This is a genomic window from Bradyrhizobium sp. SPXBL-04 (assembly GCF_051853035.1).
GTDB lineage: Bacteria > Pseudomonadota > Alphaproteobacteria > Rhizobiales > Xanthobacteraceae > Bradyrhizobium > Bradyrhizobium zhanjiangense.
The window spans coordinates 2,836,874-2,853,158 of record NZ_CP182472.1; the positions used below are offsets into that span (position 1 = coordinate 2,836,874).

The 16,285-nt window shown below is 63.1% G+C and carries 16 protein-coding genes; 5 read left to right on the forward strand and 11 right to left on the reverse strand.

Annotated elements, in window-relative coordinates; all coding sequences use genetic code 11:
- Positions 1–156: 156 nt before the first annotated feature.
- Genes ACNJX8_RS13170 through ACNJX8_RS13185 form a run of 4 tightly spaced genes read right to left on the reverse strand, consistent with a single transcriptional unit; the run spans position 157 to position 2,123 of the window.
- Positions 157–861: an aquaporin gene (locus ACNJX8_RS13170; protein ID WP_439360936.1), complete on the reverse strand. Its 705-nt coding sequence runs from the start codon at positions 859–861 to the stop codon at positions 157–159.
- Positions 861–1,271, reverse strand: coding sequence for an arsenate reductase (glutaredoxin) (gene arsC / locus ACNJX8_RS13175; RefSeq protein ID WP_439360937.1), 411 nt, complete (start codon positions 1,269–1,271; stop codon positions 861–863). The genes ACNJX8_RS13170 and arsC overlap by 1 nt, the downstream gene beginning before the upstream one ends.
- Before the next feature lie 16 nt (positions 1,272–1,287).
- Entirely contained in the window at positions 1,288–1,767 is a 480-nt protein-coding gene (locus ACNJX8_RS13180) for an ArsI/CadI family heavy metal resistance metalloenzyme (protein ID WP_128932446.1), read from the reverse strand.
- An 11-nt stretch (positions 1,768–1,778) separates the two neighbouring features.
- On the reverse strand, positions 1,779–2,123 hold the full coding sequence (locus ACNJX8_RS13185) for an ArsR/SmtB family transcription factor (RefSeq protein ID WP_439360938.1): 345 nt from the start codon (positions 2,121–2,123) through the stop codon (positions 1,779–1,781).
- 236 nt (positions 2,124–2,359) lie between these two features.
- On the opposite strand from ACNJX8_RS13185, the gene ACNJX8_RS13190 reads away from it, so the two are divergent.
- From ACNJX8_RS13190 to ACNJX8_RS13205, 4 genes are all read left to right on the forward strand, one after another.
- Entirely contained in the window at positions 2,360–3,211 is an 852-nt protein-coding gene (locus tag ACNJX8_RS13190; RefSeq protein WP_439360939.1) for a 3-hydroxybutyryl-CoA dehydrogenase, read from the forward strand.
- 138 nt (positions 3,212–3,349) lie between these two features.
- Positions 3,350–3,814, forward strand: a complete 465-nt coding sequence (locus ACNJX8_RS13195) for a group III truncated hemoglobin (RefSeq protein ID WP_439360940.1) — start codon at positions 3,350–3,352, stop codon at positions 3,812–3,814.
- A gap of 262 nt (positions 3,815–4,076) precedes the next feature.
- Positions 4,077–4,730 carry a ubiquinol-cytochrome c reductase iron-sulfur subunit gene (locus ACNJX8_RS13200; RefSeq protein ID WP_439360941.1) on the forward strand — a complete coding sequence of 218 codons (654 nt, stop codon included), beginning with the start codon at positions 4,077–4,079 and terminating at the stop codon, positions 4,728–4,730.
- A gap of 113 nt (positions 4,731–4,843) precedes the next feature.
- Positions 4,844–6,571 carry a methanol/ethanol family PQQ-dependent dehydrogenase gene (locus ACNJX8_RS13205; protein ID WP_128939301.1) on the forward strand — a complete coding sequence of 576 codons (1,728 nt, stop codon included), beginning with the start codon at positions 4,844–4,846 and terminating at the stop codon, positions 6,569–6,571.
- A gap of 227 nt (positions 6,572–6,798) precedes the next feature.
- Here the strand turns inward: ACNJX8_RS13205 and ACNJX8_RS13210 are convergent, their stop codons facing one another.
- From ACNJX8_RS13210 to xoxF5, 7 genes are all read right to left on the reverse strand, one after another.
- Positions 6,799–7,056, reverse strand: coding sequence for a hypothetical protein (locus ACNJX8_RS13210; protein WP_439360942.1), 258 nt, complete (start codon positions 7,054–7,056; stop codon positions 6,799–6,801).
- A 54-nt stretch (positions 7,057–7,110) separates the two neighbouring features.
- Entirely contained in the window at positions 7,111–9,423 is a 2,313-nt protein-coding gene (locus ACNJX8_RS13215; protein ID WP_439360943.1) for a molybdopterin cofactor-binding domain-containing protein, read from the reverse strand.
- A gap of 1 nt (position 9,424) precedes the next feature.
- On the reverse strand, positions 9,425–9,877 hold the full coding sequence (locus ACNJX8_RS13220; protein WP_091896387.1) for a (2Fe-2S)-binding protein: 453 nt from the start codon (positions 9,875–9,877) through the stop codon (positions 9,425–9,427).
- A gap of 631 nt (positions 9,878–10,508) precedes the next feature.
- Positions 10,509–11,072 carry an S-(hydroxymethyl)glutathione synthase gene (gfa, locus tag ACNJX8_RS13225; RefSeq protein WP_128939299.1) on the reverse strand — a complete coding sequence of 188 codons (564 nt, stop codon included), beginning with the start codon at positions 11,070–11,072 and terminating at the stop codon, positions 10,509–10,511.
- 32 nt (positions 11,073–11,104) lie between these two features.
- A complete protein-coding gene (locus ACNJX8_RS13230) occupies positions 11,105–12,214 on the reverse strand; it encodes an S-(hydroxymethyl)glutathione dehydrogenase/class III alcohol dehydrogenase (RefSeq protein ID WP_128945313.1) in 1,110 nt (369 codons plus the stop codon).
- A gap of 60 nt (positions 12,215–12,274) precedes the next feature.
- Positions 12,275–12,766, reverse strand: coding sequence for a c-type cytochrome, methanol metabolism-related (locus tag ACNJX8_RS13235; protein WP_439361906.1), 492 nt, complete (start codon positions 12,764–12,766; stop codon positions 12,275–12,277).
- 111 nt (positions 12,767–12,877) lie between these two features.
- Positions 12,878–14,683, reverse strand: coding sequence for a lanthanide-dependent methanol dehydrogenase XoxF5 (gene xoxF5 / locus ACNJX8_RS13240; protein WP_128932457.1), 1,806 nt, complete (start codon positions 14,681–14,683; stop codon positions 12,878–12,880).
- A gap of 514 nt (positions 14,684–15,197) precedes the next feature.
- Between xoxF5 and ACNJX8_RS13245 the strand changes: the two genes are divergently transcribed.
- Positions 15,198–16,166, forward strand: a complete 969-nt coding sequence (locus ACNJX8_RS13245) for a helix-turn-helix domain-containing protein (RefSeq protein ID WP_091896399.1) — start codon at positions 15,198–15,200, stop codon at positions 16,164–16,166.
- Positions 16,167–16,285 lie beyond the last annotated feature (119 nt).

Here is a 16,285-nt window from a genome sequence, read left to right on the forward strand (position 1 = left end):
CGGGCGCTTCCGCGTCGGGCAGGATGCCTCGGGATCGTCGATGTCGCGCAATCGCATCACGGGTTGGTCTCTGCGAGTCTTTTTGACATCGAAAGAATACTCGGGCGAGACGATTTGGACAGGCGATTTAGCGGAAAATAACCGTCAAGTGCTGCGTTATGCAGGCTTTCCCGACGCGATCTGGGCGGCGTTCGCCTTTACAGAGGCTCGGCTCCAAAGCCAGCGCGCCAGCACAACGGCAAGAACTGCCCCGACGAATTGAGCGGCGATGAAGCCTGGCACGTCCCGCGGGGCGATACCCGCGAACGTATCAGACAGCGCGCGGGCGATGGTGACCGCAGGATTGGCGAACGACGTGGATGACGTGAACCAATAAGCCGAAGTAATATAGAGGCCGACGGCGTAAGGAACCGCGGCGGGTGTCCGATACCGGACGCCAAGGATCGTCGACAGCAGGCCAAAGGTCGCCACGGCCTCGGCCAGCCATTGTCCGGCGCCGGCGCGTTCCGTGAGCGAACGCTGGAGGATTGGAAGCTCGAACATCAGATGTGCGATCTCAACCCCGGCGATGCCACCGGCTAACTGAGCGACAAGATAGATCGCGGCGTCCGTCCATGACGTTTCGCCGCGCAAAGCCAGGGCCAGCGTCACCGCTGGATTGAAATGCGCTCCCGAGATCGGAGCGAGCAACAGGATCAGCACGACGAGGATTGCGCCCGTGGCAATCGTATTGCACAGCAGTGCCAGCGCGACGTTTCCGCCGGCGAGCTTTTGCGCCATGATCCCCGAGCCGACGACGGCGGCGAGCAGGAACGCCGTCCCAAGCGATTCGGCGAAGGCACGCTGTCCCAGGCCCGGCATCAGGCGCCGCTATCGAGCCAGACGCGCTCGCCGTCTTCCTTGACGAATTCGCCCTGTTGCGCCGGCAGCAGATCGAGCACCCGTTCGGAGGGACGGCAGAGCCTGACGCCGTTTGGCGTCACCACGATCGGCCTGTTGATCAGGATTGGATGCGCCATCATGGCGTCGAGCAGCTGATCGTCGGTCAGTGTCGCGTTGTCGAGCCCGAGCTCCGCATAGGGCGCCGCCTTCTCGCGAACGGCGTCGCGCACCGAAATTCCCATGCGCGCGATGAGCTGCTGCAACAGCGCCCGCGATGGCGGCGTCTTTAGATATTCGATCACGTGCGGCTCGATGCCGGCGTTCCGGATCATCGCCAGCGTGTTGCGCGAGGTGCCGCAATCGGGATTGTGATAGATGATCGCATCCATGGTGGAGTCCTCGTGCTCAGCAGCACGCCTGCGACGGCGTGGGTGCTGCCTGCGGCGCGCAGCAGGCCGATTGCTGCTCCTGCTTTGCGTGAGCGACCCGCGCCCGGTTCTCGCCGCTGCCGTCGCCGTAATCGGTGCTCTCGCCCGTGGTGTAGAAGGTTTCCCAGGCGATGCCGGCCGGATCGTCTATCCAGGATTTTTCCGACTTGGCATAGCAGCAGGTGGTCTGCCCTTGCTCGACCACGTTGCCGCCGGCCTGGCGCAGTCGCGCGTAGACTTCCTGGAGTTCCTCGCCGGTCTCGACCTGGATGCCGAGATGGTCAAGGCCGGCCGCGCGGCCACGCGTCGAGATCGCAAAATTCACGCGAGGGTCTTCCAGCATCCATTTGGCATAGTCGGATTTCACGACCGAGGGCTCGCTGGCGAACAAGGCCGAGTAGAACCCGATCGAGTGGGAGAGATCCTCGACGGACACGTGAACGTGCAGGCGCTTCATGGTCGGTCCTTTCAGGCTGGCACTTTGCTGCGCTTTCGCGCGGGTTTCGAAGGCGAGGCCGGAGCGCACGACACGCCGCCGCAGCAGTTCTCGGTCAGGAAACCGACGAGCGCGTTCATGGTCTCGAACCGCGCCGCATAGATCATCGAGCGTCCCTCGCGCCGGACGGTCACGAGTCCGGCCGTCCGCAGCCGGTCGAAATGGAAGGTCAGCGTGTTGGGGGCGAGATCCAGCGTTTCGGCGACCGCGCCGGCAGTCATGCCGTTGGGGCCGACCTGCACCAGCAGGCGGAAGACCTCGAGACGGTTGTCCTGTGCAAGCGCGGCGAGCGCCGCGACGGCATGGTTCGTTTCCATATTTCAACGATTATGGAAATAACGCGCGGCTGTCAATCGGGATTGTGCTGGGTCTAGCCCAATCTCGATTTGACGGTCGGTCGCCGCCGTTCAGCGCTTGGCGCTTTATTCCCGCCTCGGATGCTTTATGGAAGGGGCACGATCAGGTCGCACCCGCCCGCTGGGGGTGCTAGACCCTGGTGCAGGAACAACGGGGCTGGGCCGTCCTAGCCCCCAAGAATGAAGGATGTGACGCAATGATCCAAACCGTTGGCATCATCGGGGCAGGGACCATGGGGAACGGCATCGCGCAGGTCTGCGCGGCGGCGGGGCTTTCGGTCGTGATGGTCGATATTTCCGATGCTGCAGTGAACCGCGGACTTTCGACCGTCGGCGGCAGCCTCGATCGGCTGGTCAAGAAGGACAAGATGTCGGCTGCCGATCGTGAGGCGACGCTCAAGCGCATCACCGGCACAACCGACCGGTCGAAGCTGTCGGATTGCGACCTCGTCATCGAGGCGGCGACCGAGAACGAGGAGCTCAAAGTCAAGATCCTGAAGGATCTTTGCGCGACGCTGTCGCCGCGCACGCTGGTCGCGACCAACACCTCCTCGATCTCGATCACCAAGCTCGCCGCGGCGACCGATCGTCCCGACCGGTTCATCGGCATGCACTTCTTCAACCCCGTGCCGGTGATGGCGCTGCTCGAACTCATCCGCGGCCTGCAGACCTCCAACGACACCCACGCCAAGGCGCTGGATTTCGCCGAGCGCGTCGGCAAGGTGGCGATCACGGCCAAGAACAGCCCGGGCTTCGCCGTCAACCGCATCCTCTGTCCGATGATCAACGAAGCGATCTTCGCGCTCCAGGAAGGCATTGCGACAGCGGAAGAGATCGACGCCGGCATGAAGCTCGGCTGCAACCATCCGATCGGGCCCCTGGCGCTGGCCGATCTCGTCGGCCTCGACACCATGCTTTCGGTGATGGAGGTCTTTTACAAAGGCTTCAACGACCCCAAATACCGCCCGGCCCCCTTGCTCAAGGAAATGGTCGATGCCGGCCATCTCGGCCGCAAGACCGGGCAGGGCTTCTACATCTATAGCGCCTGATGAAGGCATCTGGCGGCGGCACTCAGCGTCCGCCGCCAGATCCCGCAATTTGCGCTGCGACAAAGAAGCCGCGCGCAATTGGCCCGACAATGTCGAATGGGGCGGCTCGCGGGAACATCGGAACGGATAACGAAGGACATGTCGGATCGACTGAAAGCCGAACGCGAGGCGGCGGCGGCGCGGCGGAACCTGCTGACCCAGGATGCGATCGAGCGCACCGGGATCACCGAGGAAATGATCGGGGAACTCGTCACCCGCTTCTACGGACGCGTGCGCGAGGACGCACGGCTCGGTCCGGTCTTTGCGATCGTCCAGAACTGGGATGAGCATCTCGCCGAGCTCAAGGATTTTTGGTCGTCGGTCGTCCTGATGAGTGGCCGCTATCATGGCTCTCCGATGCGGGCGCATCTGCCGCTGAGCCTGGTTGGTGATCATTTCGATCGCTGGCTCGACCTGTTCGAGCAGACTGCGCGCGAGGTCTGCCCGCCGGCGGCGGCCGCGCTCTTCATCGACAAGGCACGGCGCATCGCCGACAGTTTCGAAATGGCGTCGGCGACAGTCGCGGGCCGTATCGCGTCTCCGCGTCATGTGCTCCGGTCCTGACGACGAGCGGCCTGCCTGCAAAATACGCAGCTCCTTTGCTTCGCTTTTGCGTTGCGACTGAGATCGCGGTGCACCAATTCCAACAGCATCGGCCTGATCTGCAAAATCATCATGCCAATCGCGCGGCATGACGTTGAAATTGCGAAAACGCGCTTGAATGCGTTCACTCTCGCTCAATCAAAGCGAGCAAAGCCATATTGATGCACTGCGGCGCCAACTCTTCGCCTTGTTTTCGGCAGAGTTCCAGCGCCTGCTAGCGTGCATGTCACGCTCATCGTTCACTACCAATTCTGCATCCCCCGAGAATTCCACGGACCCCGAAGTCGACGCGGGCATCGAGCAGACGCGGCGAACGCTGCTGCTCGGCGCGCTTGCGAGCACCGCTTGCCTCGGCTGTTCGCCGCCGGCGCGCGCGGGTGAAGATCCGCCCGGCTCCGACGAACGGCCGCAAAAGGGTGACGTGCTGGTCTTCTCCGAAGGCGACAAGGAGGGGAAACTCATCACTGCGGCCGATGTGCCGGCCGGCGGACCGCCGGTCCATGCCTGGCCGAAGGATCCCAACACGTCTGTGGTGCGCAGCGCCTCGCGTCTCAACGAGATCCTGATCATCAAGCTCGATCCCGCCGAGCTCGACGAGAAGACCCGCGCGCGCGCCGTCGACGGCATCATCGCATATTCGGCGATCTGCTCGCACGCGGGCTGTCCCGTCACCGCCTGGGTGAAGAGCGATGTCGGCGACAAGGAGGTGTTCAAGTGCATGTGCCACAATTCCGAATACGATCCCCGCGCGGGCGCGCAGGTCGTGTTCGGGCCGGCGCCGCGACGGCTTGCGGCGCTGCCGCTGGCACTCGCTGACGGTTCGCTCAGCGTCGCCGGCAATTTCATCGGAAAGGTAGGTGGCGCGCAGCCAGGATGACGGACGGTGCGGGCCGTGCCCGCGTCACGAGAGGCCGCATCCGCCGATGGGCGGACGGGACGAACGACAAGAATTCACAACAAGAATTCAAACGGATGAAAAGGGGAACGTCCATGTCCAGGAAGCAATGGTTACTGTCCGGCTTCGTCGCCTTCACGTGTCTTGCCTCGACTGCCGCCATATCAGGCCCGATCGAGAATTATTCTCCGGTCACCACGCAACGGCTGGAAAATCCGGAACCCGGCAACTGGATGCTCTACCGACGCACGTATGACGGGCAAGGCTACAGTCCGCTCGACCAGATCAACGCCTCGAACGTGAAAAACCTCACGCCGGCTTGGACCTTCGCTACGGGCGTCGTCGAAGGCCACGAGGCGCCGCCGATCGTCAACAACGGCGTAATGTTCGTGGCGACCCCGATGGGGCAGGTGATCGCGCTGAACGCGAAGACCGGCGACGAATACTGGCGCTACAAGCGGCAGCTCCCCGACGATCTGTTCCAGCTGCATCCGACCAGCCGCGGCGTCGGCCTGTGGGAGGACAAGCTCTATCTCGCCACCACCGACGACCACGTCGTCGCGCTCGACGCCAAGACCGGCAAGGTGGTGTGGGACACCAAGGTGCAGGACTACAAGAAGGGCCAGTACATGACCCTGATGCCGCTGATCGTCGACGGCAAGGTCATTGTCGGCGGCTCCGGCGGCGAATTCGGCGTGCGCGGCTACGTCGCCGCCTATGATGCCAAGGACGGCAAGGAGCTGTGGCGGACCTTCACCATCCCCGGTGAAGGCGAGCCCGGTCACGACACCTGGCACGGCGAGGACTGGAAGAACGGCGGCGGCTCGGCCTGGATGACCGGCAATTACGACAAGGAGACCAAGACGATCTACTGGGGTGTCGGCAACGCCGCGCCATGGCCCGGCGAAACCCATCCCGGCGACAATCTCTACACCTCCTCGGTGCTCGCGCTCGATCCCAACACCGGCAAGATCAAGACCCATCATCAGTACCACCAGAACGATTCCTGGGACTGGGATGAGGTCGATGCGCCGATGCTGATCGACCTGCAGCGTGACGGCCGCAACATCAAGAGTCTCGTCCATCCGGGACGCGACGCCATCTTCTGGGTGCTCGAGCGCACGCCGACCAAGATCAACTATGTCGCCGGCTGGCCGTTCGTCTCCACGGACGTCTGGAAGGGCATCGAACCGGAGAGCGGCAAGCCGATCGTCGATCCCGCGCACAAGCCGGTGATCGGCAAGCGCGTGGAGTTCTGTCCCTCGCTCTGGGGCGGCAAGGATTGGCCGTCGGCGGCCTACAGCCAGAGGACCGGCCTCGTCTACGTGCCCGCCAACGAGAATTTCTGCGGTGGGTTCACCGGCGAGAAAGTCGCGCTGAAGCCCGGCGAACTCTGGCTCGGCACCAAGCCGGAAGATATCGGCCTCAAGGCGAAGCCCGGCGCGGATCATTTCGGCGAGCTGCAGGCCTGGGATCCCGCGACGGGCAAGAAGGTCTGGCAGCACAACTTCCCGAAGTCGCAGCTGTTCGGATCGGTGACGGCGACCGCAGGCGATCTCGTCTTCGTCGGCGGCACAAACGACCGCAACTTCCGCGCCTTCAACGCCAAGACCGGCGAATTGTTGTGGGAGCAGAAGACCAACTCCGGCATCATGGGCATGCCGGTGTCCTATGAGATCGACGGCACGCAGTACATCGCGATCCAGTCGGGATGGGGTGTGGACGCACAGCGCATCCAGGATGCACTTGCGACCAACAACATTGGCATCGAAGCCAACGTCCCGCAGGGCGGCGTCATCTGGGTGTTCGCGCTGAAGAAATAGCTCCGCGGGCGGATCGAAGAAGCGGAGCAGCCGGGGGGGTGGCGAATGCGGCGGACGGCAACGTCCGCCGCATTTTTGCTAAAGTGATGACGCCCTTGCTGCGTGATCTCGTCATGCCCGGGCTTGTCCCGGGCATCCACGTTCTTCGTGTTGAGACAAAGTTCGTGGATGGCGGGACCAGCCCGGCCATGACGGCGTGGCAACATCAGTGCACCAAACTCGGAGCGCTACTTGCCCTGGCGCTCGACCTTATCCTTTTGCTTCTGGTTCATCTCCCGAACCTTCGGATCAGGGTTGCGTTGCCCGGTGGTCTGGCTGGTCGAAGCGGGCGGGGCGTTTGCGTTGGGCAGGGAGTTCTGGTCCGGCGCGGTGGGGCGCGTCGCCGTGGTTGGCGGGGCGGTGTTGCTCTGGGCGAACGCACCGGCGGTCGTCAAAAGAAAGGCGCCCGACAGCGAGACTGCGAGCGCCTTTGAGATGTTGGTCATCGATCCGCTCCTGTCAGATCGATGCAAACGGCCCGAGGCCGCTTGTGTTCCGGCTCACGCTTCCAATTGCTTGCCGATCGGAAGCGAGCGAATACGCTTTCCCGTCGCCGCGAAGATCGCATTGATCAGCGCCGGCGCGAACGGCGGAACGCCGGGCTCGCCGACGCCGCTCGGCGGCGTGTCAGGTCCGGGCGGCACGATGTAGACGTTGGTCACCACAGGAGATTCATCGATCCTGACGACCTGGAAGTCGTCAAAATTCTTCTGCTGCACCTTGCCGTCCTTGAAGGTGATCTCGCCATATTTGGCGATGCTGAGCCCCATGATCGCCGCGCCCTCGATCTGCGAGGCAATGCGCTCGGGGTTGACAAAGGTGCCGCAGTCGATCGCCGTGTCGACCCTTGGCACGGTCAGCTTGCCCTTATCGTCGACCGCGACCTCGACGATGGTCGCGATGTAGCTGACGAAGCTGCGGTGCACGGCGATGCCGAGGCCGTGGCCCTTCGGGACCTGACGGCCCCATTCGCCCTTCTCGGCGACCAGCTCGACCAGCTTGCGCAGGCGCGCGGTGTCGATCGGGTAGCTGTCCTGGGGCTCGCCATAGTTCCACAGATCCTTCACTGCGGGCTTGACGATCCGCGGGCTGCCGATCAGCGCGAGCAGGGTCTCCTTCTGGTCGCGGCCGGTCGCCTGCGCGATCTCACCGACCATCGATTGCACCGCGAAGGCACGCGGGATGTTCGAGACCGACCGGAACCAGCCGATGCGGGTATGTGCGGCCGCCTCCGGATTTTCGCAGGAGATGTTGGCGATCTCGAACGGCATGTCGACGAGTCCCATGCCGATCTCGAACGGCGCCTGGTGCACGGTGCCGGCGGCAAACGTCGAGGCGATGCTGGGCGCCACGCTGCGGTGGCGCCAGGCGATCACCTTGCCGCTCTTGTCGAGGCCCGCCTCGATCCGTTCGACCGAGACGGTGTGCAGGAAGCCGTTATGGATGTCGTCCTCGCGCGTCCACTGCACCTTGACCGGCGCGCCGAGCTCCTTGGAGAGCAGCGCCGCTTCGAGCGCGAAGTCGCATTTCGATTTGCGTCCGAACCCGCCGCCGAGCAGTGTGACGTTGACGGTGACGTTGCCTTCAGGAATGCCGAGCGTCTTGGCGACGTCCTCGCGGGTGCCGCCGGGGCTCTGCACCGGCGCCCAAATCTCCGCCTTGTCGCCCTTGACGTCGGCGACCGCCACCGGCGGCTCCATGCTGACATGGGCGAGATGGGGGATGTAGTACTCGCCGACAATGACCTTGTCGGCGCTCTTCAAGGCGGCGTCCGCATCGCCCTCCTGACGCAGGACGAGGCCGGGCTTGCGCGAGGCCTCCTCGAGCTCCTTGCGGTAGGCGACGGAGTCGTACTTGCCGTTGGGGCCGTCGTCCCACACGAGCTTGAGCGCGTCGCGGCCCTTGATCGCCGCACCGGTGTTGCGCGCGATGACGGCGACGCCACCGAGCGGCTGGAATTTCGACGGCCATGGCCAGCCGCGCACCTGCATCACCTTCTCGACGCCAGGAATCTTCAGTGCGTCGTCCGGTTCGAACTTGACCAGCTTGCCGCCGGTCACCGGCGGACGGGCGATCACGGCATATTTCATGCCGGGCAGTCGCACGTCGGCGCCGTAGCGCGCCTTGCCGGTGGTGATGTCGTGGAGATCGACGATGCCGATCTGGCCCTTGGTGAGATAGCGGAAGTCCTTGGGGTTCTTCAGCTTGAGGCCTTCGATAGCAGGCACCGATTCCTTGGCGGCATCGGCGGCGAGCTCGCCGAAGCCGAGCTTGCGTCCGCTGGCGCTGTGGACGATCTCGTGATTGACGGCCTTGACCTCGGTCGCCGGCACGCCCCAGCGCTTGGCCGCGGCCTGCTCGAGCATGGTGCGGGCGGAGGCGCCGATCTGGCGCATCGGCATCAGATAGTGCCGCGTGCTGCGCGAGCCGTCGGTGTCCTGGTTGCCAAACTTGACCTCGTCGCCATGGGCCTGCTGCACCTTGACTCTGGACCAGTCGGCCTCCATCTCCTCGGCCACGATCAGCGGCAGGCTGGTGCGCACGCCGGTGCCCATTTCCGAACGGTGTCCAACGATGGTGACGATGCCATCCGGCGCGACGGAAACGAACACCCGCGGATCGACCACGACGCCGTGCGGCATCTTTCCCGCGCCTGTTTCATAGGCGAATGCCTGGCGCGACATCACGGGTGCTGCAAGCACGAAGCCGCCGGTGACGCCGAGCCCCTTCAGGATGCTCCGGCGCGAGACTTTCTCGACCCTGATGTGCTTTTCGAAGCCGCGAAGCTTGCGGGGATTGTCGATGAAATTCATGTCACACTCCAGTCGATGCGAGATGGACGGCGTTCTCGATGCGCTGGTAGCAGCCGCAGCGGCAGATGTTGCCGGACATCGCCTCGCGGATCTGGTCGTGCGAGGGCTTTGGGTTATCCATCAAGAGTGCTGCGCCCTGCATGATCTGGCCGGCTTGGCAGAAGCCGCATTGAGGCACGTTGAGCTCGCGCCAGGCCTTCTGCACCGGGTGATCGCCGGTGGGGTGCAGTCCCTCGATCGTCGTGACCTCGCGTCCGGCAACGTCGTTCACGGACGTGATGCAAGCGCGGACGGCCTGCTTGTCGACGATGACGGTGCAGGCGCCGCACAGGGCCTGGCCGCAGCCGAATTTGGTGCCGGTCAGTCCGGCCTCGTCACGCAGGAACCAGAGTAGCGGGAGATCCGGGTCGCCGTCCCAGCTCTGTTCCTGGCCGTTGATCTTCACCTTGATCATGATCGTCCCTCGCTCTTCATAAGCCTGTTCAATTCAAAACTAACGACGCCGACCGGGCGGATGCCGGTTGCGTCGTGTCGCCGCATTCCGGCCGCATTATCCTGCGCGGGCAGATCCCGGCGGGCGGCAGGAATACAAATCGCAATGTCCGGATGTGCTCGATACCTCCCGTTTTGTTCTTAATTGTTTGCATTTCGCGCGGCATCGTGACGGCGCGACCGTAGCAGAGATCGCGTCGGACCGGCGTTCACAGCCGAGTGTTCTCACCCGGAGAGATTGCATCGATGGTTTGTCAAAAGCAGGGCGCGGCTTGATGCCGCGCTACTTATGAGACGGGCGCAACCAAAAAAAGCTTCGTCCGCCAGGAAAGACTGCACGGACGAAGCAGGATGCCTCAGTCGAGGGAGGGAGAACGCAAGCACCGCGAACTTCAAGCAAGAAGCCTGCGGCCCTGCGCAGTCATTCAGAGACCAGGACTGAGGAGCTGATGGCCCTCACATACGCGTGGTGCAGAAGCGCGGCATCGCCGCGATGGTCCCGTATGGGACCGATCCGGTTCGCTGGCGCTGGTCGGCACCAGCGAACCGATAGGGCTTGAGAGGGCTCGGCGGCCCTCGCTCGGGCGGCCTTCTTAGGCGGCCTTGGATTTCGCCACGTGGGTCGCGATCGCGTCCATCAGCGCCGGCGACAGGCAGTCATAGGGCTCCAGCCCGATCTCCTTCAGTCGCGCACGGATGCCCGCCATTTGCTCCGGCTTCACGCCCGATTCGATCACAGAGGAGACGAAGGCAGCGAATTGCGGCGCCTGCGAGCCCTGCTCCTGGAACAACTCGGGATGGATGAAGTCGAGCCCGTAGAACGGATGGCCCTTGTTCTCGATGCGGCCGTACATGTGCGTGCCGCAGGCCTTGCAGGCATAGCGCTGGATCACCGCGGAGGGATCGACGATCTGGAGCTTGTCGCCGTTCTCGAGCACGGTGACGTTCTGGCGCGGCACCACGGCGACGACCGAGAAGGTCGCGCCCGGCGGCTTCCAGCACTTGGTGCAGCCGCAGGCGTGGTTGTGCGCGACGTCGCCCTTGATGCCGACCTTCACCGGATGGTCCTTGCATTTGCAGACCAGCGTGCCGCCGGCGAAGTTGCCGCTGCCTTGTTTGATGCCATTGTCGATCGATGGATGGAGTGCAACAGTCATGGGTCGATCCTCCTGGGTGTGATGGCTGTGACCTAGAACACGACGACGGAACGGATGGATTTGCCCTCGTGCATGAGGTCAAAACCTTTGTTGATCTCTTCGAGCTTGAGCGTGTGGGTGATCATCGGATCGATCTGGATCTTTCCGTTCATGTACCAGTCGACGATCTTTGGCACGTCGGTGCGGCCGCGCGCGCCGCCGAATGCCGTGCCGCGCCAATTGCGTCCCGTAACGAGCTGGAACGGCCGTGTGGCGATTTCCTTGCCGGCTTCGGCGACGCCGATGATGATCGAGGTGCCCCAGCCGCGATGGCAGGCTTCCAGTGCCTGGCGCATCACCGTGGTGTTGCCGGTGCAGTCGAAGGTGTAATCGGCGCCACCGTCGGTGAGGCCGACGAGGTGCTGGACGACGTCGCCGGTGACCTTCTTCGGGTTGACGAAGTGGGTCATGCCGAAGCGGCGGCCCCAATCTTCCTTGGAATCGTTGATGTCGACACCGACGATCTTGTCGGCGCCGGCCATCTTGGCGCCCTGGATCACGTTGAGGCCGATACCGCCGAGGCCGAACACGACAACGTTGGAGCCCGGCTCGACCTTCGCAGTGTTGACGACGGCGCCGACGCCGGTGGTCACGCCGCAGCCGATGTAGCAGCTCTTGTCGAACGGCGCGTCCTCGCGGATCTTGGCGACAGCGATCTCCGGCAGCACGGTGAAGTTCGAGAAGGTCGAGCAGCCCATGTAATGGTAGATCGGCTTGCCCTTGTAGGAGAAGCGGCTGGTGCCGTCGGGCATCACGCCTTTGCCCTGCGTCGCGCGGATCGCGGTGCAGAGGTTGGTCTTCTGGCTGAGGCAGCTTTTGCACTGCCGGCATTCCGGCGTGTAGAGCGGAATGACGTGGTCGCCCGGTTTCACCGAGGTCACGCCGGGACCGATCTCGCGGATGATGCCGGCGCCCTCATGGCCCAGGATCGACGGGAAGATTCCTTCGCTGTCGAAACCGTCGAGCGTATAGGCGTCGGTATGGCAGATGCCCGTGGCCTTGATCTCGACCAGGACTTCGCCGGCCTTCGGTCCTTCCAGGTCGACCTCGACGATCTCGAGCGGCTTCTTGGCTTCGAAAGCAACGGCTGCACGTGTCTTCATCGTAAACTCCTCAAATCTTCGTAGGACGCCAGGACGTCGTCGCGGCGATCCTGGCAACGTTCATTTCTTGCCCATGCAGGCGTCTTCCGCCTTGGTGTAGGCTTCTGTCTTCTCCTCCTTCTTGGAGGGACGCTGCCGGCCCCACGCGTCGGTGGAGCGGGCGCGCAGATAGACGTAGAGATCGTCCATGTAGCAGGCGACGTTCGGGTTGTCGCCGAAGGCCGGCATGACGTTCTCCTGCGCGGTCGAGATGTTCTTGCGACCGGAGGCGATCACGCCGATAAAGTCGCCATAGCTCATCGATTTGACGGAATCCTTCAGCGCCGGTGCGTAGGTCGATCCCATGCCGTCGGGGCCATGGCACACATGGCAGTCTGAGTGATAGCGGCGGTATCCGGAATAGGTGAACCAGTCCACGGTGCCGTCGGCCGAAATCTTGTAGGTCGGGTTTCCTTCCTTATCGAGCCACTTCCCGTCGTCTTCCTTCTTCACCGCGGTCGGGTCTCCCGGACTGTCCGCGACCGCAACTCCTCCGGACGCAACGAAGATTATCACAGCAATGGCAGAGCAGATTTTACGCAAGAGATTTTCCTCGAAGGCGTTCGGTGGAGACGAGCCGGCGCGTGGAGTTGATCCACGCGCCGGAGCGATGCTGAGCGGGGCCTAGTTCGGCAGCGAGAACACGGTCAGCGTACCGCCGAGCGCCGTGTAGTTGCTGAGGGCCGCGTAGCCACCGACGGCGCCGAGACCGGCGGTCGGATCGGTCAGACCTGCTGCCAGACCGATGCCGGCCCAGCCACCCACGCCGGAGAGCACGGCAACGTACTGCTTGCCATTGTTCTCATAGGTGGTGACGTTGCCGATGATGCCGGAGGGAGTCTTGAACTTGTAGAGCTCCTTGCCAGACTTGGCATCGACTGCCTTCAGGTAGCCTTCGAGCGTGCCGTAGAACACCACGCCGCCGGCGGTTGCGAGCGCACCCGACCAGACCGAGAACTGCTCCTTGTTCGACCAGACGATCTTGCCGGTCTTGCCGTCCCAGGCGATGAAGTTGCCCATGTGGCTTTCACCCTGCGGCGGATACATCGAGAGCGTCGCACCCACATAGGGCTGGCCCGCGGTGTAGCTCACCTTGAACGGTTCGTAGTCCATGCAGACGTGGTTGGTCGGAACGTAGAACAGCTGCGTGTCCGGCGAGTAGGCTGCCGGCTGCTCGTCCTTGGTGCCGAGCGCGGCCGGGCAGATGCCCTTCACGTTGACGTCCTCTCCCGCCTTGTCGGTCGAAGCTGCGTCGAGCACCTTCGGGCGGCCATAGGTCGGAGAGCTCTTGTTCATGTCGACGCCGGAGGTCCAGTTCACCTTCGGATCGTACTTTTCGGCAACCAGCAGTTCGCCGTTCTCACGGTCCAGGGTGTAGGCGAGACCGTTGCGGTCGAAATGGGTCAGGAGCTTGCGAGGCTGCCCATTGATCTGCTGATCCGTGAGGATCATCTCGTTGACGCCGTCATAGTCCCACTCGTCATGGGGCGTCATCTGGTAGACCCACTTGGCCATGCCGGTGTCCGCGTCGCGCGCGAAAATGGTCATCGACCATTTGTTATCACCGGGACGTTGCTTCGGATTCCAGGTCGAGGGATTGCCCGACCCGTAATAGACCATGTTCAGAGCGGGATCGTAGGAGATCCAGCCCCAGGTGCAGCCGCCGCCGATCTTCCACTGATCGCCCTGCCAGGTCTTCAAGCTGGAGTCAGGTCCGACCGGCTTGCCGAGCGACGTCGTCTTGGCCGGATCGAGCTTGATCTGATCATCCGGACCTTCGGAATAGGCGCGCCAGACCTGCTTGCCGCTCTTGAGATCGTAAGCGGTGACGTGGCACTGCACGCCGAATTCACCGCCGGAGATGCCGACCAGGACCTTGTCCTTGACGACCAGCGCGGCCGACGTACCGGTCTCGCCCTTCGCAGGATTGCCGTTGGTCGCCGACCAGGCCACCTGGCCGGTCTTGGCGTCGAGCGCGACGAGGTTGGTGTCGGCCTGATGCAGGATGATCTTGCCGTCGCCGTAAGACAGGCCGCGGTTGACCGTGTCGCAGCACATCACCGGGATGACGTTCGGATCCTGCTTCGGCTCGTACTTCCAGATGATCTTGTTCTCGTTGGAAAGGTCAAGAGCGTAGACCTTGTTCGGGAACGGCGTGTGGACGTACATCACGTTGCCGATGATGAGCGGGCCGCCTTCGTGACCACGCAGCACGCCGGTCGAGAAGGTCCAGGCGACCTGGAGCTTGCCGACGTTCTGTGCATTGATCTGGTTCAGCTTGGAATAGCGGGTATTGGCGTAATCGCCCGCCGGCATTACCCAGTCTTTCGGGTTCTGCGACATCTTGATCAGCTCGTCATTGGCTGAGGCGCTGCCGACGGCGAGAGCCGCCGCGGAGCCAAGATAGGTCGCCAGTAGCACCTTGCGCATAGTTAATTCCTCCGTTGGTCGTTTATTGTTTCCGAAGCATTGCTTAATCACCGGGCTTCTCGTCCGGCGTCTGCTCGTGCAGGGCGGTCACGATCGAGACCAGAAACGATGCTGTGCTGTTTCCTCCTCCTGATGAGAGCCACGGGTCCGTGTGTGCAGGAGCGGCCCGTTCTTGTTGTTCCTGCCGCAATCCCTAACGACTTCGTCAACGGGAAACTTGCCCAAGAGAGAAGCCGGTTTGCTCGACAGCGCACGGGCGCGAAGATTTTGATTTTGCAGTAGCGAATTCAGCGGTTTCCGCGCCGGCTTGCGCGGCGGTCCGCGCCTATGTTCCCCTTGACGGCGCTGCAACTAAGGCGGAGGATTAAGTTTCAAAGGTGGCAATGGAACGGAGGCGCAAGTTCCAAAAGATCGCCTAAGTTTGAGGTAAACGTCACGCAATCACGGCTGAGGGCTCCAGCAGCGCTGGTCGCGATTCGCGTCGAATCTCCGGATCAAACCAGTGGCTGGATCAATGTCCGACACAATTCACACGCTCTCGACGACCGGGCTGACGCCGAAGCGGCAGATCCAGAGCTGGATCGATGGGCTGACGAGCCTGTGCGGCTATTTCGACGTCGATCCGCTGGAGGCCTCCTCGCTCGAAGGTCGCATCGACTACACCACCGTTTCGCGCCTGAAGCTCTGCCAGATCGAGGTCAGCCAGCACCGCATCGCGCACACGATGGCGCGCGCCAAGGCCAACGAACATCCGTACATCAAGATTCACTTCCAGACCTACGGCGTGTCCTATTTCGAACAAGAGGGCCGCCACATCGAACTCAACCCTGGCGACATCATCGCCTATGACGTCTCCTGCCCGCATTCGATCATCAGCCCCGCCTTCACCCGCCACGACGTGGTGATCGTGCCGAAGGCGCTGCTGCGCGACCGCGGCTTTCCCTCGCAGCGGATGCCGGCGTGCAAGTTGTCGGCGAAGACCGGGACGGGGCGGATCGCCCATGATTTCGTCCACGCCACCTTCGACGAGGCGGCGAAGCTGTCGGCGAACAGCGCGGTCGGCGTGGCCGATTCGCTGATCGACCTCTTGCTGCTGCCGCTGCGCGAGGCCGACACGATGTTCGACCGTGTCGGACCGGAAGCGATGTATGTGCGCGCGCAGTTCTTCATCCGCGAGCATCTGCGCGATCCGGATCTGTGCATCGATCAGATCTCGACCGAGCTCGGCTGCTCCAAACGCTATCTGCACATGCTGTTCTCGGAGCGCGGCACGACGGTGAGCGACTACATCTGGCAGGCGCGCCTGCAGAACTGCCGCCAGGAGCTCGAGGCCCACGCCGGCAAGACCATCACCGACGTCGCGTTCTCCTGGGGCTTCTCCAGCTCATCGCATTTCAGCCGCGTGTTCCGGAAATATTTCGGCGTGGTGCCGTCCTCGATCCACAAGGCGCAGCAGGGCACCGCGAGCTCGAACGAGCATTAGAGCATGATCCGGAAAAGTGTGCAGCGGTTTTCCGAAAAGATCATGCTCAAACAATAACCTCAAGCGCGACGACGACTCGTCCTAATCCCATTTCGCTTTAGGCTCGTCGCGCTGCGGCC